Annotated in this window: 20 protein-coding genes and 2 tRNA genes; 10 read left to right on the forward strand and 12 right to left on the reverse strand. The window is 69.7% G+C overall.

The genetic code is table 11. The features are described from left to right. Nucleotides 1-16: 16 nt before the first annotated feature. Entirely contained in the window at nt 17-1,435 is a 1,419-nt protein-coding gene (gene tig, locus I2501_RS20320; RefSeq protein ID WP_196195552.1) for a trigger factor, read from the reverse strand. A gap of 272 nt (nt 1,436-1,707) precedes the next feature. Further along, nucleotides 1,708-1,784: transfer RNA gene (locus tag I2501_RS20325), tRNA-Pro, on the reverse strand. A gap of 239 nt (nt 1,785-2,023) precedes the next feature. Between I2501_RS20325 and I2501_RS20330 the strand changes: the two genes are divergently transcribed. After that, nucleotides 2,024-2,097, forward strand: a tRNA-Gly gene (locus I2501_RS20330). Between the two features lie 215 nt (nt 2,098-2,312). On the opposite strand, the gene I2501_RS20335 is transcribed toward I2501_RS20330, so the two are convergent. Next, nucleotides 2,313-2,834: a hypothetical protein gene (locus I2501_RS20335; protein ID WP_196195553.1), complete on the reverse strand. Its 522-nt coding sequence runs from the start codon at nt 2,832-2,834 to the stop codon at nt 2,313-2,315. Between the two features lie 495 nt (nt 2,835-3,329). Beyond that, entirely contained in the window at nt 3,330-3,806 is a 477-nt protein-coding gene (locus I2501_RS20340; protein WP_196195554.1) for a hypothetical protein, read from the reverse strand. 276 nt (nt 3,807-4,082) lie between these two features. Here I2501_RS20340 and I2501_RS20345 point away from each other — a divergent pair, with 276 nt between their 5' ends. Continuing rightward, the gene (locus I2501_RS20345; protein WP_196195555.1) at nt 4,083-4,592 is read left to right on the forward strand and encodes an NUDIX domain-containing protein; all 510 of its coding nucleotides are present in this window, start codon (nt 4,083-4,085) and stop codon (nt 4,590-4,592) included. A 6-nt stretch (nt 4,593-4,598) separates the two neighbouring features. Here the strand turns inward: I2501_RS20345 and I2501_RS20350 are convergent, their stop codons facing one another. From I2501_RS20350 to I2501_RS20360, 3 genes are all read right to left on the reverse strand, one after another. Continuing rightward, the gene (locus tag I2501_RS20350; RefSeq protein ID WP_196195556.1) at nt 4,599-5,021 is read right to left on the reverse strand and encodes an ASCH domain-containing protein; all 423 of its coding nucleotides are present in this window, start codon (nt 5,019-5,021) and stop codon (nt 4,599-4,601) included. 26 nt (nt 5,022-5,047) lie between these two features. Then, nucleotides 5,048-5,245 (reverse strand): hypothetical protein, encoded by a 198-nt coding sequence (locus I2501_RS20355; protein ID WP_196195557.1) that lies wholly within the window; start codon nt 5,243-5,245, stop codon nt 5,048-5,050. Between the two features lie 374 nt (nt 5,246-5,619). Then, nucleotides 5,620-6,777, reverse strand: a complete 1,158-nt coding sequence (locus I2501_RS20360; protein ID WP_196195558.1) for a PP2C family protein-serine/threonine phosphatase — start codon at nt 6,775-6,777, stop codon at nt 5,620-5,622. A 212-nt stretch (nt 6,778-6,989) separates the two neighbouring features. On the opposite strand from I2501_RS20360, the gene I2501_RS20365 reads away from it, so the two are divergent. Beyond that, complete coding sequence (locus I2501_RS20365) at nt 6,990-8,354, forward strand: GNAT family N-acetyltransferase (RefSeq protein ID WP_196195559.1); 1,365 nt, start codon at nt 6,990-6,992, stop codon at nt 8,352-8,354. Between the two features lie 28 nt (nt 8,355-8,382). Here the strand turns inward: I2501_RS20365 and I2501_RS20370 are convergent, their stop codons facing one another. The 3 genes from I2501_RS20370 to I2501_RS20380 all read right to left on the reverse strand — a co-directional run bounded on the left by I2501_RS20370 (nt 8,383) and on the right by I2501_RS20380 (nt 10,552). Beyond that, the gene (locus I2501_RS20370) at nt 8,383-9,195 is read right to left on the reverse strand and encodes an Fpg/Nei family DNA glycosylase (RefSeq protein WP_196195560.1); all 813 of its coding nucleotides are present in this window, start codon (nt 9,193-9,195) and stop codon (nt 8,383-8,385) included. Between the two features lie 39 nt (nt 9,196-9,234). Then, nucleotides 9,235-9,720, reverse strand: a complete 486-nt coding sequence (locus I2501_RS20375) for a ribose-5-phosphate isomerase (protein WP_196195561.1) — start codon at nt 9,718-9,720, stop codon at nt 9,235-9,237. Between the two features lie 223 nt (nt 9,721-9,943). After that, the gene (locus tag I2501_RS20380) at nt 9,944-10,552 is read right to left on the reverse strand and encodes a biotin transporter BioY (RefSeq protein WP_328806502.1); all 609 of its coding nucleotides are present in this window, start codon (nt 10,550-10,552) and stop codon (nt 9,944-9,946) included. A 399-nt stretch (nt 10,553-10,951) separates the two neighbouring features. Here I2501_RS20380 and I2501_RS20385 point away from each other — a divergent pair, with 399 nt between their 5' ends. Both I2501_RS20385 and I2501_RS20390 read left to right on the forward strand, forming a co-directional pair. Beyond that, complete coding sequence (locus I2501_RS20385; RefSeq protein ID WP_196195563.1) at nt 10,952-12,376, forward strand: amino acid permease; 1,425 nt, start codon at nt 10,952-10,954, stop codon at nt 12,374-12,376. A gap of 88 nt (nt 12,377-12,464) precedes the next feature. Next, a complete protein-coding gene (locus tag I2501_RS20390) occupies nt 12,465-12,938 on the forward strand; it encodes a hypothetical protein (RefSeq protein WP_196195564.1) in 474 nt (157 codons plus the stop codon). A gap of 217 nt (nt 12,939-13,155) precedes the next feature. On the opposite strand, the gene I2501_RS20395 is transcribed toward I2501_RS20390, so the two are convergent. Beyond that, nucleotides 13,156-13,668 carry a DinB family protein gene (locus tag I2501_RS20395; RefSeq protein ID WP_196195565.1) on the reverse strand — a complete coding sequence of 171 codons (513 nt, stop codon included), beginning with the start codon at nt 13,666-13,668 and terminating at the stop codon, nt 13,156-13,158. 104 nt (nt 13,669-13,772) lie between these two features. Here I2501_RS20395 and I2501_RS20400 point away from each other — a divergent pair, with 104 nt between their 5' ends. Further along, nucleotides 13,773-14,201: a hypothetical protein gene (locus tag I2501_RS20400; RefSeq protein WP_196195566.1), complete on the forward strand. Its 429-nt coding sequence runs from the start codon at nt 13,773-13,775 to the stop codon at nt 14,199-14,201. Between the two features lie 339 nt (nt 14,202-14,540). On the opposite strand, the gene I2501_RS20405 is transcribed toward I2501_RS20400, so the two are convergent. Beyond that, nucleotides 14,541-15,182: a mycothiol-dependent nitroreductase Rv2466c family protein gene (locus I2501_RS20405; RefSeq protein WP_196195567.1), complete on the reverse strand. Its 642-nt coding sequence runs from the start codon at nt 15,180-15,182 to the stop codon at nt 14,541-14,543. Nucleotides 15,183-15,548: 366 nt separating this feature from the next. On the opposite strand from I2501_RS20405, the gene pepN reads away from it, so the two are divergent. The 4 genes from pepN to I2501_RS20425 all read left to right on the forward strand — a co-directional run bounded on the left by pepN (nt 15,549) and on the right by I2501_RS20425 (nt 22,288). After that, the gene (gene pepN / locus I2501_RS20410; RefSeq protein WP_196195568.1) at nt 15,549-18,137 is read left to right on the forward strand and encodes an aminopeptidase N; all 2,589 of its coding nucleotides are present in this window, start codon (nt 15,549-15,551) and stop codon (nt 18,135-18,137) included. Between the two features lie 351 nt (nt 18,138-18,488). Beyond that, nucleotides 18,489-20,543 carry an outer membrane protein assembly factor BamB family protein gene (locus I2501_RS40655; protein WP_196195569.1) on the forward strand — a complete coding sequence of 685 codons (2,055 nt, stop codon included), beginning with the start codon at nt 18,489-18,491 and terminating at the stop codon, nt 20,541-20,543. Between the two features lie 222 nt (nt 20,544-20,765). After that, nucleotides 20,766-21,698 (forward strand): hypothetical protein, encoded by a 933-nt coding sequence (locus tag I2501_RS20420; protein ID WP_196195570.1) that lies wholly within the window; start codon nt 20,766-20,768, stop codon nt 21,696-21,698. 53 nt (nt 21,699-21,751) lie between these two features. Continuing rightward, entirely contained in the window at nt 21,752-22,288 is a 537-nt protein-coding gene (locus I2501_RS20425) for an SMI1/KNR4 family protein (protein WP_196195571.1), read from the forward strand. Nucleotides 22,289-22,321: the final 33 nt, after the last annotated feature.

The raw sequence follows: 22,321 nt of genomic DNA on the forward strand, positions 1-22,321 counted from the left end.
TGACGTCAGAGGCTGCTCAGGCCTCCTCGGTCTCCTCGACCTCGGCGGCGGTCTCCTCGGCGGCGGCCTCGACCTCGACGGTCTCGACAGCCTCGGAGATCTCCTCGTCCTCGTCGTCCTCGAAGTCGACGACCTCGCCGTTGGTGTCGACGACCTTGGCGGCCTCGACGACGGACGCCAGGGCCTTTCCGCGGACGACCTCACCGACGAGCAGCGGCACCTGGCCACCCTGGACGACCTGCTGGGCGAACTCGTCCGGGGTCATGCCGGAGCCGGCGGCGCGGCGCAGCAGGTGCTCGGTGAGCTCCTCCTGGCTGACGTTCAGCTCCTCCTTGGCGGCGATCGCGTCGAGGACGAACTGGGTCTTGATGCCCTTCTTCGCCTGCTCGTCGAGCTCGGCGTCGAACTCCTCGGCGGACTTGTCCTGAAGCTTCAGCCAGGCGTCCATGTCGATGCCCATCTGGGGCAGCTGGTGGTGCTCCAGGTTGTGCTTGCGGGTCTCGATCTCGTCCGCGAGCAGCTTCTCCGGGTAGGGCATCTCGACGAGCTCGAGCAGCGCGTCGAGGACCTTCTCCTGGGCCTGGGTGGCCTGGTCGAACTCCTTCATGCGCGCGAGGCGCTTGCGGGAGTCGTCCTTCAGCTCGTCGAGGGTGTCGAACTCGCTCGCCATCTGGGCGAACTCGTCGTCCAGCTCGGGGAGCTCCTTCTCCTGCACCGCGGTGACCGTGACGGTGACCTCGGAGTCCTGGCCCGCGGCGGAGCCGCCCTTGAGCTCGGTGGTGAAGGTGGCGGAGCCGCCGGCCTCCAGGCCGACGACGGCCTCGTCGATGCCGTCCAGCAGGCGGCCGGAGCCGATCTCGTAGCTCACGCCGGTGGCGGTGCCGTCCTCGGGGACCTCACCGTCGACCTTGGCCTCCAGGTCGACGACGACGATGTCGCCCTCGGCAGCGGCGCGCTCGACGGCGTTCACCGAGGCGAAGCGCTCGCGGAGCTGGTCCAGGCTCTTCTCGACGTCCTCGTCGGTGACCTCGATCGCGTCGACGGTGACCTCGATGGTGTCGAACTCCGGGAGCGTGATCTCGGGACGGATGTCCACCTCGGCGGTGAACTTCAGGTCGCCGCCGTCGGCAAGCTTCTCGACGCCCTCGATCTCGGTGATCTCCGGCTGGCCGAGGACGTCGATCTTGCCCTCGTCGACCGCCTGGCCGTAGAACTTCGGCAGCGCGTCGTTGACGGCCTCCTCCAGCACGGCACCGCGGCCGAAACGCTGGTCGATGACGCGAGCCGGGATCTTGCCCTTACGGAAACCCGGAACCGTGACCTGCTGGTTGATCTTCTTGTACGCCGCGTCGAGGCTGGGCTTGAGCTCCTCGAAGGGCACCTCGACGGTGAGTCGAACCCTGGTCGGGTTCAGAGTCTCCACGGCGCTCTTCACGGTTGGGTCTCCTTGGGGGCTTTGCGAGTCGGTGTGTCCGCCCCGGCCCGCATTCTCGGGCACGCGGCGAGACGGGTGATGCGTCTTTGGTGACTATCGCCCGCCGGGCAGGTGGTTGGTTCGCCTTCGCAGACGCCACCAGCGTCCCATCCTACCGGCTACCACATCCGCCTTCGCCCCGGTGTCGGAGGAGACCGTTGCCGCTGCGTTTTCGCAGGTCAGCGGGGCGAGAAGGGGCTGGGAAGAGACTGGGAAGGAGAATCCCAGAAAATTGGTCGGGGTGACCGGATTCGAACCGACGACCTTCCGCTCCCAAAGCGGACGCGCTACCAAACTGCGCCACACCCCGTACGTCTTTCGCTTGGCGAGACGTAGCGTACATGGTCGACCACGTCGCCCCGAGCGATTTACGGCGCACCGCTCCGCACGTCGTCGAACGAGTGGTTCCGCAGGTCGCCGCAGGTGTCGTCGTGGATGTCACGGCGGATGTCGTCGTACATGTCGTGAGAAGAGCGCCGCGCATGTCGTCGATCAACGGGTGTGCATCGGCCGCCCCGCGTCCGCTACCCTGTTCCCCGAACGGCGCTCGCGGGCGTAGCTCAATGGTAGAGCCCTAGTCTTCCAAACTAGCTACGCGGGTTCGATTCCCGTCGCCCGCTCCAACGCCGAAGGCTCAGGCCAGGGACATGCTCCCCGGTCTGGGCCTTCTGCTTTGCAGGGTGCCCGCTCCCCCGGCGTGTTTGGTGCCGGCTCCGGTCGAGGCAGTCAGGGTGTTCCCGGTATGCCGAAGATCATGGAAGTGCAGGCCCGCGATCCGGACCTTAGGCCGCCGCTGGGTGCGCGAGATCCTATGCGCAGACGACACTCTGATCGTCAGTCAGCTGGCGGACGGCTTGGGCGGCCCGGGCACGGGCCACTGCTTGTGGAGCTTGCAGAAGCCTTCGGGTTCCTCCGGCGGGCCGACGTACTCCCACAGAACGGGAGTGTTGCTGTCTCTGCCCTCGTACAGGTTGTTTTGACCCGTGGCGCCCAAAAGGACCATGCCGTCGGTGGCCGGCGCCAACGAATACGGGTTGTAGGTGCCGCCCAGGTGCCAGGTGCCGCTGTCCGATCCGACCTGGGGGTTGGAGGTCCCGAAGCCGCACACGTCGACAGCGGAGAAGGTTCCGTCGCCGCGCAGGGTCAGGCTGCCCCCATTCGGCGACTTCCAAGTACCAAGCAATTCGGCCTCGCTGAAGTGCGCGGCCTTGGGGGTGGGATCAGTGAAGTGTCGGTACAGCGCCGAGCCGATCAGGATCGAGGCCAGCAGGGCCACCACACCCAGACAGCCGGTGAGACAACCAGACCTGGACTTCTGGGACGGTCCCCGAACCTCGGTCTGGCCGAAGTTCTCAAGCATCCGTGCCCCCTCGACTCGTCGCCACGGTCTACCTACGTGACCCAGGGGTATGCGCACTCGGTTCCAGGTTTCCGCGTGGGCGTTCGTTCGGCCGCCCCGCAGGTCAAAGCAGGTGGGACGTGCTGGCGGCGAGTGATCTGCAAAGCCGCTCGCCTCTTGATCGCGTTCCTGGCGGCGTGGACAATGCGCGTCGTGACTTCAGGACTCGACCAGCCCAGGTGGCGGTCTGCTCTTCGCAGCGGCGGGAGTTTTGCGGTGTGCGGAGCGCTTGGGATCGTCACGTATGCCCTCATCTCGCATCGCCCGGGAGGGCTGACGGGACTGCCGTGGTGGGGGCTCTCGTTCGGGGTCATCATCTCAACGACCCTCGGCGCACTGTTCCCGAACGGCCGTCGGCGGAGGAGATGAGCATCAAGCCGATTGACGGGAACCAGCGGCCCCCATGCCCCGGGTGCGGCCGAGCACGCGCCGGGACGGACCCACAGTGAGACCCGCTCAGAGGCGCCGGGGCGTGTTGGGGCTGATGTTGGGAAAGATGGCCCCGAAGACAGGGGCGAGGACCAACCCCATCACGTTGGTGAATCCGAGGTGATCGTGCCACACCGTCAGTGCGGCAGCACTGTGGTGGACGAGGACATCGAAGGAGCCAAGGCCGAGGTCCTTCGCAGTGAGCAGCGCAAATCCCGCGTACTGGCCCAGAAACGTTGCGGCCAGTGAGCAGACGGAACTGACCGTCGACGTCACGGCACCGCCGCAGCCCCGGCGGTTGACCGCTGTGCCGATCGCGCCGCCGATGATTGCCCCTATCCATCCGTAGATGGTCCGGGTGGTGTCGATGACGAGCGCGTAGGCCACGGCGCAGAGCAGCATGGAGACCACGGCGGTGATCACACCCACCGCGACGTTGCCCTTGGTCGCCGCTGGTGGAGGCGCGGGGACAGCCGTGGCCTTGCTTCTGACGCTCTGATCCATGTGATTGCCTCCGTGGACTCCTGATCGGGCGGCGGCATGCTAGCAGCGAGATCCGAGCTTGATCACCGGGTTTTCGGTGATGAGCGGCCGGCCCCCGCCCGCTGCGTTCCCGTTCCTGCGGGGACCCGTGGGGAAGAGCGGATAGGCTGAGGGTGAATCAAGCGAAAGGCCAGCTCAGCGAGTCCCCAGCGCACGGCCGGGCCGTCGGCGGATAGTTTCAACTAGCTACGCGGGTTAGAGTCCCGTCCCCCGCTCCGAAGCGGAAGGCTGAAGCGCATGGCGAGTGGCTGGCTGCCGCCCGAGGAGTATGTCCGGACGTTGCCGAAGCAGACCGGCTACGCGTGTCTCTACTTCACCGACGAACAAGGCAATCCGTTCCAACTGCGGTCCGTGCACGCCGCACACGCCGAGGTGTGGCAGTGGCCCGGGGGCAACCTGGATGCGGGCGAGACGCCGTGGGAGGCGGCCGTGCGGGAGTGCAGGGAGGAGACGGGACTTGTCTTCCGGGGTGAACCGCGGTTGCTGCTCACTCACTTCGTCACGCCGCGCCCCAGCTGGCCCTGTGCGCACGTCGGGTTCGTATTCGACGGAGGGGTGCTCAGCGCACGGGAGTTGGCTGCCGTCAGGCTCGATCCGGCGGAGCACAGTGAGTGGGCCGTCCGCTCACCGGAGGCGTGGCGGGACGACATGGACGATCCGACCTACCGCCGCCTCGCCATCGCCGTCGAGGCCCGCCGGACCGGGGTCGCCGGATATCTGGAAACCCTCAACCGTAAGGGCAGTTGAGCGCACTCACGGGTGCGCGACGACGCCGAAGCGTTCGAGCAGGACGAGGGTGGCGTCGTCCACGGTGAAGTCTGGATCGTCGCGTTCGGCGACGTACTCCGGGCTCAGCCAGAACTCCGTGTGGTCGGCGCGCCATTCGGCGATCGAGGTGAAGCCCTCGCCCTCGTCGACGCAGTGCGCCAGGTCGACCTCGCCGAGCGGCACGACGCGGACCTCCGTGGTCTCCAGCACCGCCACACGCCGCCCGTCCGAGTCCACGACGGCGCCGCGCCGGCCGACGACCGGCAACTCCTCGTCCGGCCCGTAGTCGGCGAAGAGCGAGGTCGTGGAGGTCTTGCTGCCGTCGAGCACGGCCGCCACCAGACGGTCCCGCAGCGGACCGGGGAAGGCGAACTCGACAATCGGCAGCGACGTTTGGGACCGAGTCACGTGCGGCCCCGTCGCGTCTGGCCCGGTCACTTGACGATGCTGTTGACTGTGTTGGCGATCTGGTCGAGGAAGCTCTGGATCGGCGTGGCCGCCGACGTCTTCGCCAGGAAGAACCCGAAGAGGATGGCCAGGATCGTGTACCCCATCTTCATCGACTTGTTCCTGATGAAGACCACGAGCAGGATGCCCAATAGGACAACGGCGGAGATGGAGAAGGTTGTCACGGGCCCCTACTTCCTCGATCGAGCGTGACAGCAACGGCTGTTACGGCTGAGGGACGCTCGACAGCCGGGGACACGCGCCGTGATCACGACACCACCCCCTGCGCACGATCGCCCGCTTAGCCAGTCTCTCCGGATCAACGCGCTCCGTAAAGCACTTCTGGCTCACACCCACCCCGAGGGTTCCATATCAGCCGAGATTGTCCGAAGATCGTGTGATGGATGGTACAAGTGAGGCCGTTGATAAGGCCATTCGGCCGGTGACCGCCACATGAACGCCTCGCACAGCCCCTGTGCGCCGCCCGTGCGCCCCGCCTGAACCGCCCCGAATCGTCACCCCGTCACCCCGTCAACCCGACGCGGCAGCAGCGGTCGCGCTATTCGCGCCAGAGCAGCAGCAGCGCCCGGTCGTCGCTCCGGTCCTTGGCGACCGCCTCGATCAGACGCCAAGCGGATCCCGAGAAGGTCGTGGCGAGCAGCCGGTCGGCCTCGCCCATCAGCCGGTCCATGCCGTCCGTCAGGTCCCGCCCCGGGGCCTCGACCATGCCGTCCGTGCAGAGCATCAGCACGTCGCCGCGGCCGAGGACGCCGCGGACGCCCTCGAACTTCGCGCCGTCGTAGATGCCGAGCAGCGGGCCCTCGGCCTCCTTGGTCTCCCAGCGGCCCAGGCCGCTGCGCCGCTGCATGCCCGGGAGGTGGCCGGCCGACAGCAGCTCGAACTCGCCGGTGTCCAGGTCGAGCACCAGATGGACGGCGCTGGCGAAGCCCTCCTCCCAGCCCTGGCGCAGCAGGTAGCCGTTGGCGGCCGGGAGGAAGTCGTGCGGCGGCAGCGAGCCGACCAGTCCGCCGAACGCGCCGGAGAGCAGCAGCGCCCGCGAGCCGGCGTCCATGCCCTTGCCGGAGACGTCCGCGAGGACCACCTCCAGCACCCGCTTGCCGTCGCCGGTGCGCGCGGCGACCACGAAGTCGCCCGAGAAGGACTGCCCGCCGGCCGGGCGCAGCGCCATCTCCGCGTGCCAGCCGTCGGGCAGCGCCGGGATCCGGCTCTGCACCTTGAGCCGCTCGCGCAGGTCGAAGAGCATCGACCCGCCGCGTCGCCACGGCACGCCGACCCGGGCCCGGAACTGGGCCAGCAGCAGTCCGACCGCGCCCACCGCGCCGACGACCAGCACACAGCCGGGCGTGACCCGGCCCGGCCCGGCGTCGTAGGGGCCGAGGACGACGGACTCGACGGCGAGGGCGGCCGCGGCGGCGCTGTAGAGCAGCACCAGGCTGCTGGGCCGCAGCAGCAGCGCGCCGGAGATCACCGGGATCACCAGCGCGGTCGGCGGGCACCACGGCGGCGCCAGGACGGTGAGGAAGGCGAAGAGCGGCACGAGCGCGAAGAGGACGACGAAGGCCATCCAGTCCGCGCCGTCGCCGCGGAAGTAGTCGACGGCGCCTCGGCGCACCCGACGCCAGACCCGGCGTTGCGCCCTGCGCCACCGGGCCGTGCGGGTGTCGACCGGGTGTGTCCCGGTCTCGCGACGTGCCATTCCGGGAGACCCTACCGACCCGGACCGCCGGGCGTCGATGCGCTTCGGGTGCGAGATGCAACCGATCCGGGCGCGGACGTCGACTTCCGGCCGACGTCGACGCAGGTGCCGGCGTAGGTGTCGGCCAAGGCGTCGCCGCTGTTCCGTCCGTACGCGCACTGCCCCGCCGATAACCGCTCGCTTCGTGCCCGCGACGCTGCTAGGCAGGTCGTATGAGCCTTTCGAGCGCACCAGGGAACGCCCCGTCCTCCCCAACTGCTGTCTCCCCCGAGCTGCGTGCCGTCGACGCCGACGGCTTCGATGCCTGGTACGACGTCCTGCTGGACGCGTTCGGCGGCGTGCCCGAATCCCCCGAGGAGCGGGCGCTGTGGCGTGAGCTTACCGAGCCGGGTCGCTCGATCGGCGCATTCGACGCGAACTCGGTGGTCGGCACGGCCTCGGCGTTCACCTTCGGGTTGGCCGTTCCCGGCGGCGCGGGCGAACATCGCACATCCGCGCGGGCGCTGGTGCCGGCGGCGGGCGTGACCATGGTCGGCGTGCGCGGCACCCACCGGAGACGCGGACTGCTCACCGCGATGATGCGACGGCAGCTCGACGACGTACGCGAGCGCGGCGAGCCGCTCGCGGTGCTGACGGCGTCGGAGCCGTCCATCTACGGCCGCTTCGGGTACGGCGTCGGAACGTCGAAGATGTGGCTGGAGATGGACCGGCACCGCGTGCGGATCACCGAGCGCCCGTTCGACGCGACGGGGGCCGGGGGGACGGCGGAGGCGGCGGAGACGACGGGGACGGCCGGGGTCCGGCTGCGTCTGGTCGACCCGACGGAGTCGCTGGCGCGCTGCGAGGAGCTCTACACCCACGTCGGGCGGCAGCGCCCCGGCTGGCTGCGGCGGCCGGACGGGTGGGAGAGGGTCGCCGTCCTCGACCCGCGACTGGAGCGCTCGGGGAACTCCCCGTTGTTCTGCCTGCTCGCCGAGCACGCCGACTCCGGCGAGCTGCTGGGCTACGCCCGGTACACCGTCAAGCCCGACTGGGAACGCCAGGGCCCGAAGGGCACCGTCAACGTCCGGGAGCTGTACGCGGCGACGCCCGGCGCGACGGTCGCGCTCTGGCAGCACCTGCTCGACGTCGACCTGACGGACCGGGTCGTGGTGCGCAGCCGTCCGCTGGACGACCCGATCCTGAACCTGGTCGACGACGTCCGCCGCTGCAACGCGACGATCGGCGACGGTCTGCACATCCGCCTCGTCGACGTCGGCGCGGCGCTGGCGGCTCGGGCGTACTCGCGTCCGGTGGACGCGGTGGTGGAGGTCCACGACGCGTTCTGCGGCTGGAACACCGGCCGTTGGCGGCTCAGCGGCGACGAGTCCGGTGCGTCGTGCGAACGCACGACGGATCCGGCGGACGTCTCGCTGACGGTCCGCGAGCTCGCCGCGTCCTACCTGGGCGGCACGACGCTGCGCGCGCTGGCGGAGGCGGGCCGGGTCGCGGAACTGCGCGAGAACGCGGGCGCGCTGGGCGCGCTGTCGGCGGCGTTCGCGACGGACGTCGCGCCGTGGCTGCCGCGCGGGTTCTGACGCCGCCCGGGTTATTACTGACGGTACGTCAACTCTGGCAGCGGGGGCACCAGAAGAGGTTGCGGGCGGCGTGCTCCTCGGTACGGACCTCCGTGCCGCAGACCAGGCAGGGCTGGCCGGCCCGTCGGTAGACGTAGACCTCTCCGCCGTGGTCGTCCTGGCGGGGAGGCCGTCCCATCGCCTCGGGCGTGTGCTCGGGCCGGACCGTGTCGATCCGACCCACCCGCACGCCCTCGCGCATGAGCGGACGCAGGTCCGCCCAGATCCCGTCCCACTCGGCGCGGTCCAGACTGCGGCCCGCGCGGTGCGGGTTGACGCCCTGCCGGAACAGCACCTCGGCGCGGTAGACGTTGCCCACGCCGCAGAGGACCTTCTGGTCCATCAGCAGTGCGGCGATGGTGGTCCGGCTGCTGCTGATCCGCTTCCAGGCGGCGTCGCCGGTGTCCTGCGGACGCAGCGGGTCGGGGCCCAGGCGCGCCTCTACCTCGCGCTTCTCCCCCTCGTCGACCAGCAGGCACTTGGTCGGCCCGCGCAGGTCGCTGTACGCGTCGTCAGCTGCGGTGGTCATCCGCATCCGGACCTGGCCGACGGGTTCGGGCGCGGGGCCGTGCCCCCAGAAGACCTTGCCGTAGAGCCCGAGATGGATGTGGACCCAGTCACCTGACGCGAAGCCGAGGAAGAGGTGCTTGCCCTTGGCGTCGGTCTCGGTGAGCACCCGTCCGTCGATCCGCGCGGCGGCGTCGGCGAACGGCCCCTGCGGAGAGGAGACGGCAACGGCCTGGCCGCCGAACACCCGGTGGTATTCGGCGGCCAGTCGGTGGATGGTGTGGCCTTCAGGCACGGAACGCTGCCCTGGGTCTCTGGCTCCTGGGTCTCCGGCTCAGCCCTGCGGGTGGTGGGCCGGGATCGGCGGGAGCTCGCCGGTGGTCTCGTAGTCGGTCAGCATGTCGATCCGACGGATGTGGCGCTCGCCCTCCGAGAACGGGGTGGAGAGGAAGGCGTCCAGGAACGTGGTCGCCTCGTCGGCGCTGTGCATGCGGGCGCCGACGCTCATCACGTTGGCGTTGTTGTGCTCGCGGCCGAGCTGCGCGGTCTCCACGCTCCACGCCAGCGCGGCGCGGACACCCTTCACCTTGTTGGCGGCGATGGCCTCACCGTTGCCGCTGCCCCCGATGACGACGCCGAGCGCCTCGGCGTCCGCGGCGGTGCGCTCGGCGGTCCGGAGGCAGAACGGCGGGTAGTCGTCGTCGGCGTCGTAGATGTGCGGACCGCAGTCGATCGGCTCGTGTCCGGCCTCGGTCAGCCACTTCACAAAGTGCTGCTTCAGTTCGAAACCGGCGTGGTCGGATCCCAGGTAGACGCGCATGCGGAGAGTATGGCAGGCGAGGATCTCGCGCTTGCTCAGGGGCGCGGGGATTCTGCAGGCGATGTGCCATGCACGTCAGGGGCGCGGGGAACTGCGCGAGAAACCACCCTGTGCGGGTGGCCCTGCACATTGGGGACCATCCGCATGCCGGTGGCTTGTCGCGCCCCCGCGGCGGAGCCGCAGATCAGCAGAGCCTCGCGCCCCTGGGGTAGTGCAACTTCCCTCATGCGTCCTTGTGACGCACCAGCTTCCACGCCGCAGGCAGCAGGCCCATCGCCAGGGCGATCTTCAGCGCGTCGCCGATCAGGAACGGGTAGAGGCCCAGCGACGCCGCCTGCGCCAGCGAGACGTGGAGGGAGACGGCCAGCCACGGGACGCCCACCGCGTAGATCGCGAGCTGGCCGAGCGCCATCGCGCCCGCCGTCCGCAGCGCACCACGGTCCGCGCCCCGGCGCGCGAGCGCGCCGACGAGGCCGGCGGCGAGGACGAAGCCGACGACGTAGCCGAAGGTCGCTCCCGTGCCGGATGTCCCGCCCGTGAACCACGGGACGCCCGCCAGGCCCGCCAGCAGGTAGAGGCCGAGCGAGGCCACGCCCCGCCGCGCGCCCAGCGCCGTGCCGACCAGCAGCGCGGCGAGCGTCTGCCCCGTCACCGGGACCGGCGAGCCGGGGATCGGGACGGCAAGCTGCGCGGCCAGGCCGGTGAACGCCGCGCCGCCGAGCACGAGTGCCGCGTCACGGACGAGCGCGCGTGCGCGACCGCCTTCGACGGTCGGCAGCAGGTCGGCGAGGACGGCGCCGGGACGGACGGTCGGGGTGGCGGCGAGGCTCACGGGCACGCTCCTGAGCTGGTGTCTTGTCATCAGTAGGGGAACGCCGACGGACGTTTGCGCATGTCTACGAACGTTGACGAACGCTTGCGAACCTATCCGTTCGAACACCGTCCCACTCTGCGGACATCCCACAAAACGTCCGCCGCCCGCTTGGGCGATCCGCACGTCCGGGCCACAGCAGAACCACAGAGTGCGCGCACGCCCTCGACGGAGAGTCACAGCGACTTCCGCATGGTGGCGGCCTCGTTCAGCTTCTCCACATATCGGGCACCCTTGACCGAATAGTGAGCTGGTCAGTCCAACTACCGAACTGACTGGCTCTTTTCGCGGTCTTGTGCGCCCACCCGTGCGACCCGTACAACGTATACGACCTGCCCGCCGAGCCCCTGGATCCCGCCCATGAGCGTCACCACACCCGAGCAGCCGGAGACGGCCGCAACGACGGCCACGCCCAACGCTGCCTCCCCGGGCCTCTCCCATGGCCTTTCCCACGGCCTCAAGCAGCGGCACCTGTCGATGATCGCCCTCGGCGGCGTCATCGGCGCGGGCCTCTTCGTCGGGTCCGGCGCGGGCATCGCGGCGGCCGGGCCGTCGATCGTCCTCGCCTTCGCCGCGTCCGGCGTGCTGGTCATGCTCGTCATGCGGATGCTCGGCGAGATGTCCGCGGCACGACCCGCCTCCGGCTCGTTCTCCGTGCACGCGGAGAAGGAGATCGGCGTCTGGGCGGGGTTCGCCTCCGGCTGGATGTACTGGCTGATGCTCTGCGTCGGCGTCTCGGCCGAGGCGACCGCGGCCGGCGGGATCATGACCAACTGGCTGCCCGGCACACCCACTTGGATGTGGGTGGCGCTGTTCATGGCCTTCTTCTGCGGCAGCAACCTCGCCGCCGTGAAGAACTTCGGCGAGTTCGAGTTCTGGTTCGCCGCGATCAAGGTCGCCGCGATCGTCGGCTTCCTGGTGCTGGCGCTGCTCGCGATCTTCGGCGTGATCGGCCACGGCGCGCCCGGCCTGACCAACCTGACCGGCCACGGCGGCTTCATGCCGCACGGCATGTCCGGCCTGGTCGTCGGCCTGCTGGCCTCCGTCTTCGCCTACGGCGGCCTGGAGACGGTCACGATCGCGGCGGCCGAGTCGCAGGACCCGGTCCGCAACGTCGGCCGCGCGGTGCGGACCGCGATGTGGCGGATCGCGGTCTTCTACATCGGCTCGATGGCCGTCATCGTGACGCTGCTCCCCTGGAACGACCCGAACGTCGTCAAGAGCGGCCCGTACATCGAGGTCCTGGACCACATCGGCGTCCCGGCGGCGGGACAGCTGATGAACGTGGTCGTGCTGATCGCGCTGTTGAGCGCGATGAACGCGAACATCTACGGCTCGTCGCGGATGGCGTACTCGCTGGTCCAGCGCGGCCTGGGCCCGAAGGCGCTCGCCCGCGTCAGCGGCGGCGTGCCGAGGCTCGCTGTGCTCGCGTCGTCGGCGTTCGGGTTCTTCGCGGTGCTGCTGAACTTCTGGTGGCCGACGACGGTCTTCCAGTGGCTGCTGAACGTGGTCGGCGCGGCGGTCCTGGTGGTCTGGGCGTTCATCTCCGTCGCGCAGCTGCGGATGCGGCGGCGGTTGGAGCGCGAGGCGCCGGAGAAGTTGACGGTCCGTATGTGGGGCTTCCCGTACCTGACGTGGGTGGCCCTGGGCGGCGTGGTCACGGTGCTGGCGCTGATGCTGCAGAGCCACGGCAACCGCGTGCAGCTCGCCTGCACGCTGGGCGCGACGGTCGCCCTGAGCGCGGCGGGGTGGCTCCGCAGCAGGCGGGCGCAGAGCGCGGGCTGAGGCAGGCGGGTACCGGAGGCAGGCGCACAGCGGCCACACGGGTGAAATCACCTATCGTCCCGACGATGTCCAAGCTAGTGTGGATGTCATGACAGTGGCCTATGAGGACGTGCCGTTCAGCGAGCTCCTCCATCACCCCGCCGCAACCGCGCAACGCCTGGACACGGTGCGGGCGCTGCGCTTGCGTCGGCGCGATGCCGGCGACCTCGCGCTGATGCGCGTCGAACAATTGGAGCAGGACACGACGGTGGTCGACTTCACCGCGCGTCTGCTTGCCGGGCTGGTCCGTACCGAGAACACCGCCGCGCTGCGCCAGGCCTTGCCGGATGCCCTGCCATGGAGCACGTTCCTCCCCCCGGAGGACCTGGAAACGCTACTCGCTGAACTGGTGGACACCGCGCGGGGAGCAGCGGCTCTGGAGAACCTCGCGCCGATCGCACTCCTGCTGGCCCAGTGGCGCCACAGTGCCGAGATCTACGCGGATCCCGCCCTGCTCGCCATCCTCACCCGCGAGCCTGAAGGAGATCTCGGCCCCGCTCCCATGCCGCGGGACGACCAGTGAGCCCGAAGCGAGGCGACCGGGCTGCTCCGCCTCCGGTCGGCGAAGAGTACGACATCCGGTTCGCCAACACTGAGGCCGCCGATGGCTGGGAGAGCCTCTCCCGTCATGCGGCCAGGAATCTGACTGAATTCCGGAGGCACGCCCGACAGATGAGCGCTACTCGGCATGGAACCCGGCGGCGCGCCACGTCACGATCAGGAATGCATCTGACCTGACGTCAGACGCCGGTCGCGCCGTCGATGCGCTCCCGGAGCAGGTCGGCGTGGCCGTTGTGGCGGGCGTACTCCTCGATCATGTGGACGTAGACCCACCGGAGGTTGACGTCCTGCTCCATGAAGCGGCCGCTGTCGGTCAGAGCGCGGTCGGCGCAGAGCGCGCGGGCGTGGGCGATCTCCGCCTGCCAGGTGGCGAGGGCGTCGGCCAGTGTGGCGCCTTCGGCCAGTTCGAAGCCGCCGTCAGGGCCCGACGGGTCGGCGTGCGGGTCGTAGATGGGTGGGGCCTGTTCCCCGGCGAAGACGCGACGGAACCAGTTCCGCTCCACCTCGGCCATGTGCTGGACGAGGCCGGTCAACGTGAAGCCGGACGGTGGCACGGATGCGACGGCGGCCTGCTTGTCGTCCAAGCCTCCGCACTTCACGGCAAGGGTGGCGCGGTGGAAGTCGAGCCAGCTTTCGAGCGTGGTGCGCTCGTCGGCATTCAGGGGTGGAAAACGGCGTTCGATTGTGCCCATTGATCGATTATCACCGTTGGCCGACCCAGCCGAGCCACGATGTCGGTGGTGCCCGCTACGTTGCTGTCAGTCGTGAACAACGGTCCGGACAAGGGCGGGCGGACATGGGTGGCAGCACGTGGTGGGCGACGGGGCCGTATCAGGAGGATCTCGCCGCCGCGTTCCAACAGGCGCAGGAGCGGGAGCTGCGGAGCCGGGATCTGCCCGATTCGGCGGACTTGACCGTCGCGGAGCTCTGGCAGGACGAGGACTGGCGGGAGTACGTCTTCACCGGAGGCACCGCCTCCGTGCTCGACTTCTACGCCTTCACCACCGACCCCGACGCGCGGGACGGCGTCGGAGTCATGCGGCTGCTGACGGACCAGCAGGCACGGGGCTCCTTCTCCGGCGGCCGACCCGACTTCGCCGCCTGGAACGACGCCCTGCTCGCCGACAACCTGCCCTTCCCGCCACGCGCCTGCGGCAACTGCACTGTGCTGTACCGCGACGGCCAACCGGCGGAGATCGGCTACTGGGGTGTCACCGCGGACTGAATCGCCCAAGGAGGTGCGTCAAGTGATCTGGGCTGCACTTGGATTTGACAGGCGAACCGACCACCCTGAGCAAGATCACCGTCTCCCCGAGGACTTCACGGTGGAGTCGGCGGCACGACGTGTAGGCGATCACCTGGAGCTGGTCGAGCCATCACTGTGGGCGCGGGCGTCATGGTGTTCGCCACGTTCGCGGTCTGGCTCGGGTCCAGTTCGATGAGCGGGATCGGCCCGGTTCCCTGCTAGGCCGCATCGGTGCGCTCGCGCAGCTGACAGCGGGCAGCAGCAAACGGCCCGGCTCCACTCGACGCGCGGAGCCGGGCACAGTCTGCGGCGCTGTGGTTACTCGAAGTTCGGACCCTCGGTCCGCGTGCGCTTGATCTCGTAGAAGCCCGGCGTCGAGGCGACCAGCAGCGTGCCGTCCCAGAGGCGCGCCGCGGCCTCACCCTTCGGGGCCGGGGTGACGACGGGGCCGAAGAAGGCGACGCGCTCGCCCGTCACGCCGGGCACCGCGATGACCGGGGTGCCGACGTCCTCGCCGACCAGGCCGATGCCCTCGGCGTGAGACTTGCGCAGGGCCTCGTCGTACTCCGTCGAATCCATCGCGTCCGCAAGGGACTTCGGCAGGCCCGCCTCCTCCAGCGCGGACTCGATCGTCGCGCGGTCACGCGGCTGCTGGCCGTTGTGGAAGCGCGTGCCCAGCGCGGTGTAGAGCGGGCCCAGCACGTCGGCGCCGTGCGCCTGCTCGGCGGCGATGCAGACGCGGACCGGGCCCCACGCCTCGTCCATCAGCGCGCGGTACTTCTCCGGCAGGTCGCGGCCCTCGTTGAGGACGGCCAGGCTCATCACGCGCCAGCGGACGTGGACCGGGCGCAGCTTCTCGACCTCCAGCATCCAGCGGGAGGTCATCCACGCCCACGGGCAGAGCGGGTCGAACCAGAAGTCAGCGGTCACGGGCTCGGCGGCGGCAACGTCGGCGGTCATGGGCGGGGCTCCTCGATCGGTGATCAGGCGATGTCAGGCGATATCAGGTCAGTCGATATCAGGTCGGGCGATGACAGGCAGGCGGAACAGGCGAAGGACCCGCCCGGAACCAGGCACGCGGAACCGAGCCCACGGGTCGTCCGTCAGAGGCAACGACCTGCTCCGCCGCTCCATTCCCACGATTTCCCCGACCTTCCGGACCTTCCCGGCTTCCCGGCTTCCCGACCGTCCGTTCGGCCGGTCCGCCCGCCCGGCAGGTAGGGCGCATGAAAGGATGCCGGGACAGGTAGACAGGTACACCAGGTAGACCACGGTCCTGCGGCGCGACCACCCCCGCGCGCCCGCTACGTACAAGGGAGTACGGACGTGCCCGGCACGAATCTCACCCGCGATGAGGCCCGCGAGCGGGCACGGCTCCTCGATGTCGACAGTTACGCCGTCGAGCTCGACCTGCGCAGTGCGCTCGGCGAGACGGGCGTCTTCCGGTCGCGGACGACCCTGCGGTTCCGCTGCGCCGAGCCGGGCGTCGACTCGTTCGCCGACCTGCTGGCTCCCAAGGTCCACAGCGTCACCCTCAACGGGCGCGAGCTGGACCCGGCCGAGGTGTTCGACGGTTCGAGAGTCGCGCTGCCGGGTCTCGCCGCCGAGAACGAGCTCGTCGTCGACGCCGACTGCGCCTACAGCCACACCGGCGAGGGCCTGCACCGCTTCGTCGACCCGGTCGACGGCGAGGTGTACCTCTACACCCAGTACGAGCCGGCCGACGCCCGCCGCGTCTTCGCCAACTTCGAGCAGCCGGACCTCAAGGCGCCGTTCTCCTTCACCGTGACCGCGCCCGGCCACTGGGAGACGTTCTCCAACTCCGCCACCGGCGGCGACCCGGTCCGGGGCGAGGACGGTTCGCTGACCTGGAGCTTCAGTCCGACGCCGCGCATCTCCACCTACATCACCGCCGTCGTCGCCGGTCCGTACCACGTGGACCGCGACAGCTGGAGCCGCGAGCTGCCGGACGGCCGGCTGCTGGAGATCCCGCTGGGCGCGCTCTGCCGCAAGTCGCTGGCGCAGTACTTCGACTCGGACGAGATCTTCACCGTCACCAAGCAGGGCCTGGACTTCTTCCACGACGAGTTCGACTACCCGTACCCGTTCGGCAAGTACGACCAGGCCTTTGTGCCCGAGTACAACATCGGCGCGATGGAGAACCCGGGCCTGGTGACCTTCCGCGAGGAGTACATCTACCGCTCCAAGGTCACCGAGGCCGCGTACGAGGGCCGGGCCAACGTCATCCTGCACGAGATGGCGCACATGTGGTTCGGCGACCTGGTCACCATGCAGTGGTGGGACGACCTCTGGCTCAAGGAGTCGTTCGCCGACTTCATGGGCGCGTTCTCGCAGGTCGAGGCCACGAAGTACCAGGCGGGCTGGATCACCTTCGCCAACCGCCGCAAGGCGTGGGCCTACCGGCAGGACCAGCTGCCGACCACGCACCCGATCACCGCGGACATCCGCGACCTCGAGGACGCCAAGCTCAACTTCGACGGCATCACGTACGCCAAGGGCGCGTCGGTGCTCAAGCAGCTGGTCGCGTACGCCGGGCGGGACGCTTTCCTGGAGGGCGCGCGCCGCTACTTCAAGCGCCACGCGTTCGGCAACACCACCCTGAACGACCTGCTCGCCGTCCTCGCCGAGACCAGCGGTCGCGGCACCGAGGCGATGGCCGAGTGGTCCCGCGCCTGGCTGCAGACGGCGGGCGTCAACGTGCTCACGCCCGAGCTGACCGTGGACGCCGAGGGCCGGATCACCGACTTCGCCGTGCTGCAGGAGGCCGCCGAGGAGCAGCCGACGCTGCGTCCGCACCGGGTCGGCATCGGCTGCTACGACCTGGTCGAGGACGGCCGCCTGGTGCGCTCCGCCCGGGTCGAGGTCGACGTGCAGGCTGCGGCGCGCACGTCCGTGCCGGAGCTGGTCGGCAAGCCGCGACCGGCCCTGGTGCTGGTCAACGACGACGACCTGACGTACTGCAAGATGCGCTTCGACGAGCGGTCGCTGGACACGCTGCGCGCCTCGCTCGGCGACATCGAGGACCCGCTCGCGCGTGCGCTGTGCTGGTCGGCGGTGTGGAACATGACGCGCGACGGCCTGATGCCGGCCCGCGACTACCTGGACCTGCTGCTGCGCTTCTCCGGTCGCGAGACCGACATCGGCGTGCTGCAGCAGCTGCACACCCAGGCCGGTATGACGCTGGAGCAGTACGTCGCCCCCGAGGGGCGTGAGGCCGCCGCGCAGGCGCTGGCCGAGGGCGCGCTGAACGAGCTGCGCGCCGCCGCCCCCGGCGGGGACCACCAGCTGGCCTGGGCGCGGTTCTTCGCGCACTCCGCGCACAGCGAGGAGGATCTGCGTCTGGTCTCCGGCCTGCTGGACGGGACCGCGCGGATCGACGGCCTCGACGTGGACCAGGAGCTGCGCTGGGCGCTGCTCTCGGCGCTGGTCCTGGGCGGCGCCGCTGGCGAGGCCGAGCTGACGGCGGAGCAGGCGCGCGACAACACCGCCAGCGGCCGGCGACTGGCGACCGCCGCCCGCGCGTCGGCGCCGACGGCCGAGGCCAAGGCCGAGGCGTGGCGCCTGGTCGTCGAGACCGACGAGCTGCCCAACGCGCTGGTGGAGGCGGAGATCGCAGGCTTCCAGCAGTCCTCGCAGCGCGAGCTGGTCGCGCCGTACGCGGAGCCCTACTTCGAGGTGCTGGAGAAGGTCTGGGCCGAGCGCTCGATCGAGATCGCGCTGCGGATCGTCAAGGGCCTCTTCCCGTACCTGGTCGACTCGGACGCGACGCTGGCGCGCACGGACACCTGGCTGGCCGAGCACGAGGACGCCGCCCCCGCGCTGCGCCGCCTCGTCCGCGAGTGCCGCGACGACCTGGCGCGCGCGCTGCGCGCCCAGGCCTGCGACGCGCGCTGAGCAACTCGTCCTGAGCAACTCGTCCTGAAAGACGGTTAGTTGACCCGGGAGCCGTTCGTCCACCGACCATCCGCCCGCTTGTTGATCAAGGCCGGACGATAACAGGTGGGGAACGGCTCCCGGTCCGTTTGACGGTCACCCTCAGGCCCGTTCCCGCACGCCCTCTACGATGGCTCGCGGGGGCAGGCCGATTCGATCTCCGTCCCCGCGCTGACTGAACGCCAGTCGGTGGGTGACACAAGGAGGACGGGGGCCATGACCGACCAGACGCCTGGCAACGGCGCCGCGGAAGAGCCGAGGGACGGCGCAGACCCGAGACCGGGTCAGGCACCGGGACAGGTACCTGGGCAGGTGCCGGGACAGGTATCGGGCCAGGTGCCGGGACAGGCGCAGCAGCCTGAGAGCCCGGAGTTCGCGCCCACCTCGTACGCGCTGCAGGCTCCGCCGACGATGTCCACGTCGTACGCGCTGCAGGCACCGGAAGTCCCGCAGGACGGCGCGCCGTCGCTGGAGAAGAGCGCGCCGGTGGCCGGCGCTCCGGCGGGTGCGCCGGGTGGCGTGCCGGGGTACGGGTACCCGAACCCGGGCGTGCCTCCGCAGCAGCCCGCGCCGGGGATGGGCTACGGGTACCCCAACCCGCAGCAGCCACCGCAGCCGCAGCAGGGCATGCCGCCGATGGGCCAGCCGGGCATGCCGCCGATGGACCCCTCGATGCAGGGCATGCAGGGGATGCAGGGCGTGCCGCCCATGGCTCCGCCGATGGGTCAGTCCATGCCCGGCCAGTCCATGCCCGGTCAGCCGATGCCAGGTCAGCCCATGCCGGGTCAGCCCATGCCCGGTCAGCCGATGCCAGGTCAGCCCATGCCGGGTCAGCCCATGCCTCAGCAGCCGCCGTTCGGCCAGCCCGGCTACCCGCAGGACCCGTACCAGCAAGACCCCTACCAGCAGGGCCAGTTCGCACCGCAGGGACCGGGGCCGTACCCGCAGGGCCCCGGACCGTATCCGCAGGACCCTTACGCCCAGGGTCAGCCCATGCCCGGCCAGCCCGACCCGTACCAGCTGCCGCCCATGGCACCGCCGATGGGCCAGCCGATGCCGGGCATGCCGCCCGCGCGGTCCGGTCCGCCGATGGGTCTGATCTTCGGCGCGATCGGCGGCGTCGTCGCGCTGGCCCTGATCATCGTCGTGGCCGTGGTCGCCTTCGGTGGCAACAGCGGCGGCGGGGGCGGCGGAGGCGGAGGCAACAACGGCACGCCGACGCTCGCGGCCGGCTGGAAGACGGCCAACGGCACGGACTCGGGCAACCTGATCGGCAGTTGGATCACGGACAAGAACCTGATCCGCGTCGGTGACACCGTGTCGGCCTACAGCCTCGCCGACGGCAGCGTCGCGTGGACCGTCTCACCGCCGTCCGGGGCCTCGGTCCCCTGCGGCATGTCCCCGACGGTGTCGTCCGCCGGTGTCGGCACGATCGCGTTCGGCAGCGACGACCACAGCTGCACGAACGTGGTCGGCGTGGACACCACCACCGGGCGCGAGCTCTGGAACCTCAAGCTGAACATCCCGCAGGGCGGCTCGGCCTCGCAGGTCAACACCTTCATCAGCGGCACCGTCGCCACCATCACCGGCAGCGGCGTGATCGGCGGCGTCGATCTCACCAGCGGCAACACCGCGTGGCAGTACAAGCCGCGCGGCCAGTACTGCAACGACGACGCGTACTCCGGTGGCGGCGTCGTCCTGGTCAACGAGTTCTGTGCCGACGTCAATCCGACCTACGTGCTCACCGCGCTGGACGGGGCGACCGGCAAGCAGCTGTGGCAGAAGACCGAGTCCGACAACGTCATGTTCACCTCGGTCCTGAACGGCAGCCCGCTGGTCGCACAGCAGGACGGCAGCGGCGGCCAGCCGGTCACCAACATCTACGACAGCAGCGGCAACGCGACGCCGGTGACCGGCGGTGACCCGATCTCGGCCAACGGCTCGGCGCGCAACCAGCTCGTCGTGCGGATGCTGAACAGCACCACCATGCTGACCGAGTCGCAGAACAGCTCCAGCAACCCCGGCATCGAGGCCCTCAACGTGTCCAACGGGCAGGTCCTCTGGACGTACTACGGCCAGAACAAGGCCGGTGCCACGCTGGCCCTGCTGTCCCAGACGAACACCAGCGGCCAGATCTACGCGATCTCGCAGCCCGGCGACACGTACAACGGCCCTGGCGGCTCGCTCGTCCAGCTCGACCCGACCACGGGCAAGGCGACGGTCGTCGCCGGTCTCCCGTCCTCGATGGACTCGACGTCCTTCGTGGGCGAGACCGCGCTGGTCGCGCCGGGCACGGGCAGCGCGCAGCCTCGGGTGTACCTGGTCAACGAGGGCTCGGAGCTCCCGGAGGTCCAGGAACTGCGGTAGCGCTGACTGAGGCTCGGAAAGGTCTGCTCCAGGTTCCTGGGGCAGACGTTTTTCTCTCTCTCTTCGCCTGTGCCAACGGACGACTGACGCACGCGCGTTCGGTAACTGTCCGTATAGGAGGTATTGACGGGGCGTGGTAGCGTCGGCTTCATACGAACCTCATAGTTGACCCCGGCAGCGCGCCAACGCTCCGGGGTCCGGCACCAGGAGCCAAGACCTCCGATGCACATTCATCGTAGCCCGCATATGCGCGGCTTCACCTCATTGCCCAACTACCTGTTGCAGGACCGCCGCCTGTCGTACCGCGCCCGGGGCGTCCTGACCGACCTGCTCTCCCGGCCTGACGGCTGGCGCGAGGACGGCCGCCTGCTGGCCGACTCGTGCGTCGAGGGACGCGGCGCGGTCGCCAAGGCGCTGCGTGAGCTTGCCCGCGCCGGGTACTACCGCGTCGAGAAGATCCGCAAGCCGGACGGCAGCATCATCAGCGTGGCGCACGTCTACGACAGCCCACAGCTTCCGACACCGGGTGCCAAAAAGACGGGCTCCGGCAAGTCGAGGATCGGCAAGGCTGACGGCCAATCAAAGGACCTGGGAAAGAACCCCTCCCTCCCTTCCCTCCCTTCAGCCGAGCCGGACGCGAGCGTCGCTGACGAGACGTCAGCAGCGCCCGAACCCAAGGAAGTCCCGCCGGAGGTGCGGGAGGCAGTAGCCACGCTCTTCCGAGTGCTGCGCCCCGAGCCACGCCTTCGCCTCGGGTCGACCGAAGCCCTCGCCCTGGCGCCGCTGGTCGCCGAGTGGCTGGAACTCGGCGCGACCGAACAGGACTTGGCGATGGCGCTGCTGCCCGGCCTCCCCCAACCCGTCCACGCCCCGGCCGCCCTGCTCCGCAACCGCCTCACCCGCAAACGCCCACCCGCACCTGTCGCCACACCTCAACCCGCCACCCCAGCCCGCTGCCCGCACGAATGCGGCGCCTGCTCCGCCCCCATCCCCCAACCCGGCATCTGCCGAGCTTGCGCAGGCCTCACCGCGCCTCCACCCGCCCTCGGCATCGCCGCAGCAGTAGCCACCCGCGGCGCCGCCCTGGCCAGAGCCGCCCTCCGCGGCACCCTGCCGATCGGCGTGGCGGCAGCGGTGCGACCAAGCTCTGTTTGAGGACTTCACCAAGGCCTGTCGCAGTGGTCCAACAAGGCGGAGTAGGAACAACGATGAACGAAGCCGTCCAACAGCTCACGCATGTGCTGCCCCTGCCCGCATCCTGCGGCCAGTCGAAGGACTGGAACGAGGTCTCCAGAGCGGTGGGGACCGAACTGCCTGCGGACTACAAGCAGTTCATCGAGACCTTCGGCGGCGGATACGTCGACCAGCACCTGTGGGTACTCGAACCCGGCTGCGCCAACGAGCACTACGACCTCATCACCGGTATCAAGCACGGTGACGAAGCTCTTGAGGGCCTCTGGGAACTCGTGGAGAAGCCGAGAGAACTGGCGAGCGGCGGCCGGCTCATCGTTTGGGCCACGACCGACAACGGAGAGATCGGCTACTGGCTTGCCCGGCCCGGCCAGAGTCCCGAGCAGTGGACCGTCATGGTCAACGACGAAAGCGGGACAGTGTGGGAACACTTCGACATGGGCTTCGCCCGCTTCCTGCTGTCAGCTCTTGACCGCGACATCGTGTCGGAAGTCCTCTCCTACGCGTTCCCGAAGGACCCGCACGGCTTTGAGCCGTCCGGAGATTTCGTCTAGGGATCCATCTTTAGATGTAGGACGGACATTGGC

This window comes from Streptacidiphilus fuscans (genome assembly GCF_015690355.1).
GTDB classification, from domain to species: Bacteria; Actinomycetota; Actinomycetes; order Streptomycetales; family Streptomycetaceae; genus Streptacidiphilus; species Streptacidiphilus fuscans.

Excerpts from the sequence above, each read along its gene's own strand:
- I2501_RS20365 (WP_196195559.1), top strand. The coding sequence starts at position 6,990 with ATGAGCCTTTCGAGCGCACCAGGGAACGCCCCGTCCTCCCCAACTGCT.
- I2501_RS20420 (WP_196195570.1), top strand. The coding sequence starts at position 20,766 with ATGCACATTCATCGTAGCCCGCATATGCGCGGCTTCACCTCATTGCCC.
- I2501_RS20360 (WP_196195558.1), bottom strand. The coding sequence starts at position 6,777 with ATGGCACGTCGCGAGACCGGGACACACCCGGTCGACACCCGCACGGCC.
- I2501_RS20345 (WP_196195555.1), top strand. The coding sequence starts at position 4,083 with ATGGCGAGTGGCTGGCTGCCGCCCGAGGAGTATGTCCGGACGTTGCCG.
- I2501_RS20340 (WP_196195554.1), bottom strand. The coding sequence starts at position 3,806 with ATGGATCAGAGCGTCAGAAGCAAGGCCACGGCTGTCCCCGCGCCTCCA.
- I2501_RS20390 (WP_196195564.1), top strand. The coding sequence starts at position 12,465 with ATGACAGTGGCCTATGAGGACGTGCCGTTCAGCGAGCTCCTCCATCAC.
- I2501_RS20335 (WP_196195553.1), bottom strand. The coding sequence starts at position 2,834 with ATGCTTGAGAACTTCGGCCAGACCGAGGTTCGGGGACCGTCCCAGAAG.
- I2501_RS20400 (WP_196195566.1), top strand. The coding sequence starts at position 13,773 with ATGGGTGGCAGCACGTGGTGGGCGACGGGGCCGTATCAGGAGGATCTC.
- I2501_RS20375 (WP_196195561.1), bottom strand. The coding sequence starts at position 9,720 with ATGCGCGTCTACCTGGGATCCGACCACGCCGGTTTCGAACTGAAGCAG.
- I2501_RS20385 (WP_196195563.1), top strand. The coding sequence starts at position 10,952 with ATGAGCGTCACCACACCCGAGCAGCCGGAGACGGCCGCAACGACGGCC.
- I2501_RS20425 (WP_196195571.1), top strand. The coding sequence starts at position 21,752 with ATGAACGAAGCCGTCCAACAGCTCACGCATGTGCTGCCCCTGCCCGCA.
- I2501_RS20395 (WP_196195565.1), bottom strand. The coding sequence starts at position 13,668 with ATGGGCACAATCGAACGCCGTTTTCCACCCCTGAATGCCGACGAGCGC.
- I2501_RS20405 (WP_196195567.1), bottom strand. The coding sequence starts at position 15,182 with ATGACCGCCGACGTTGCCGCCGCCGAGCCCGTGACCGCTGACTTCTGG.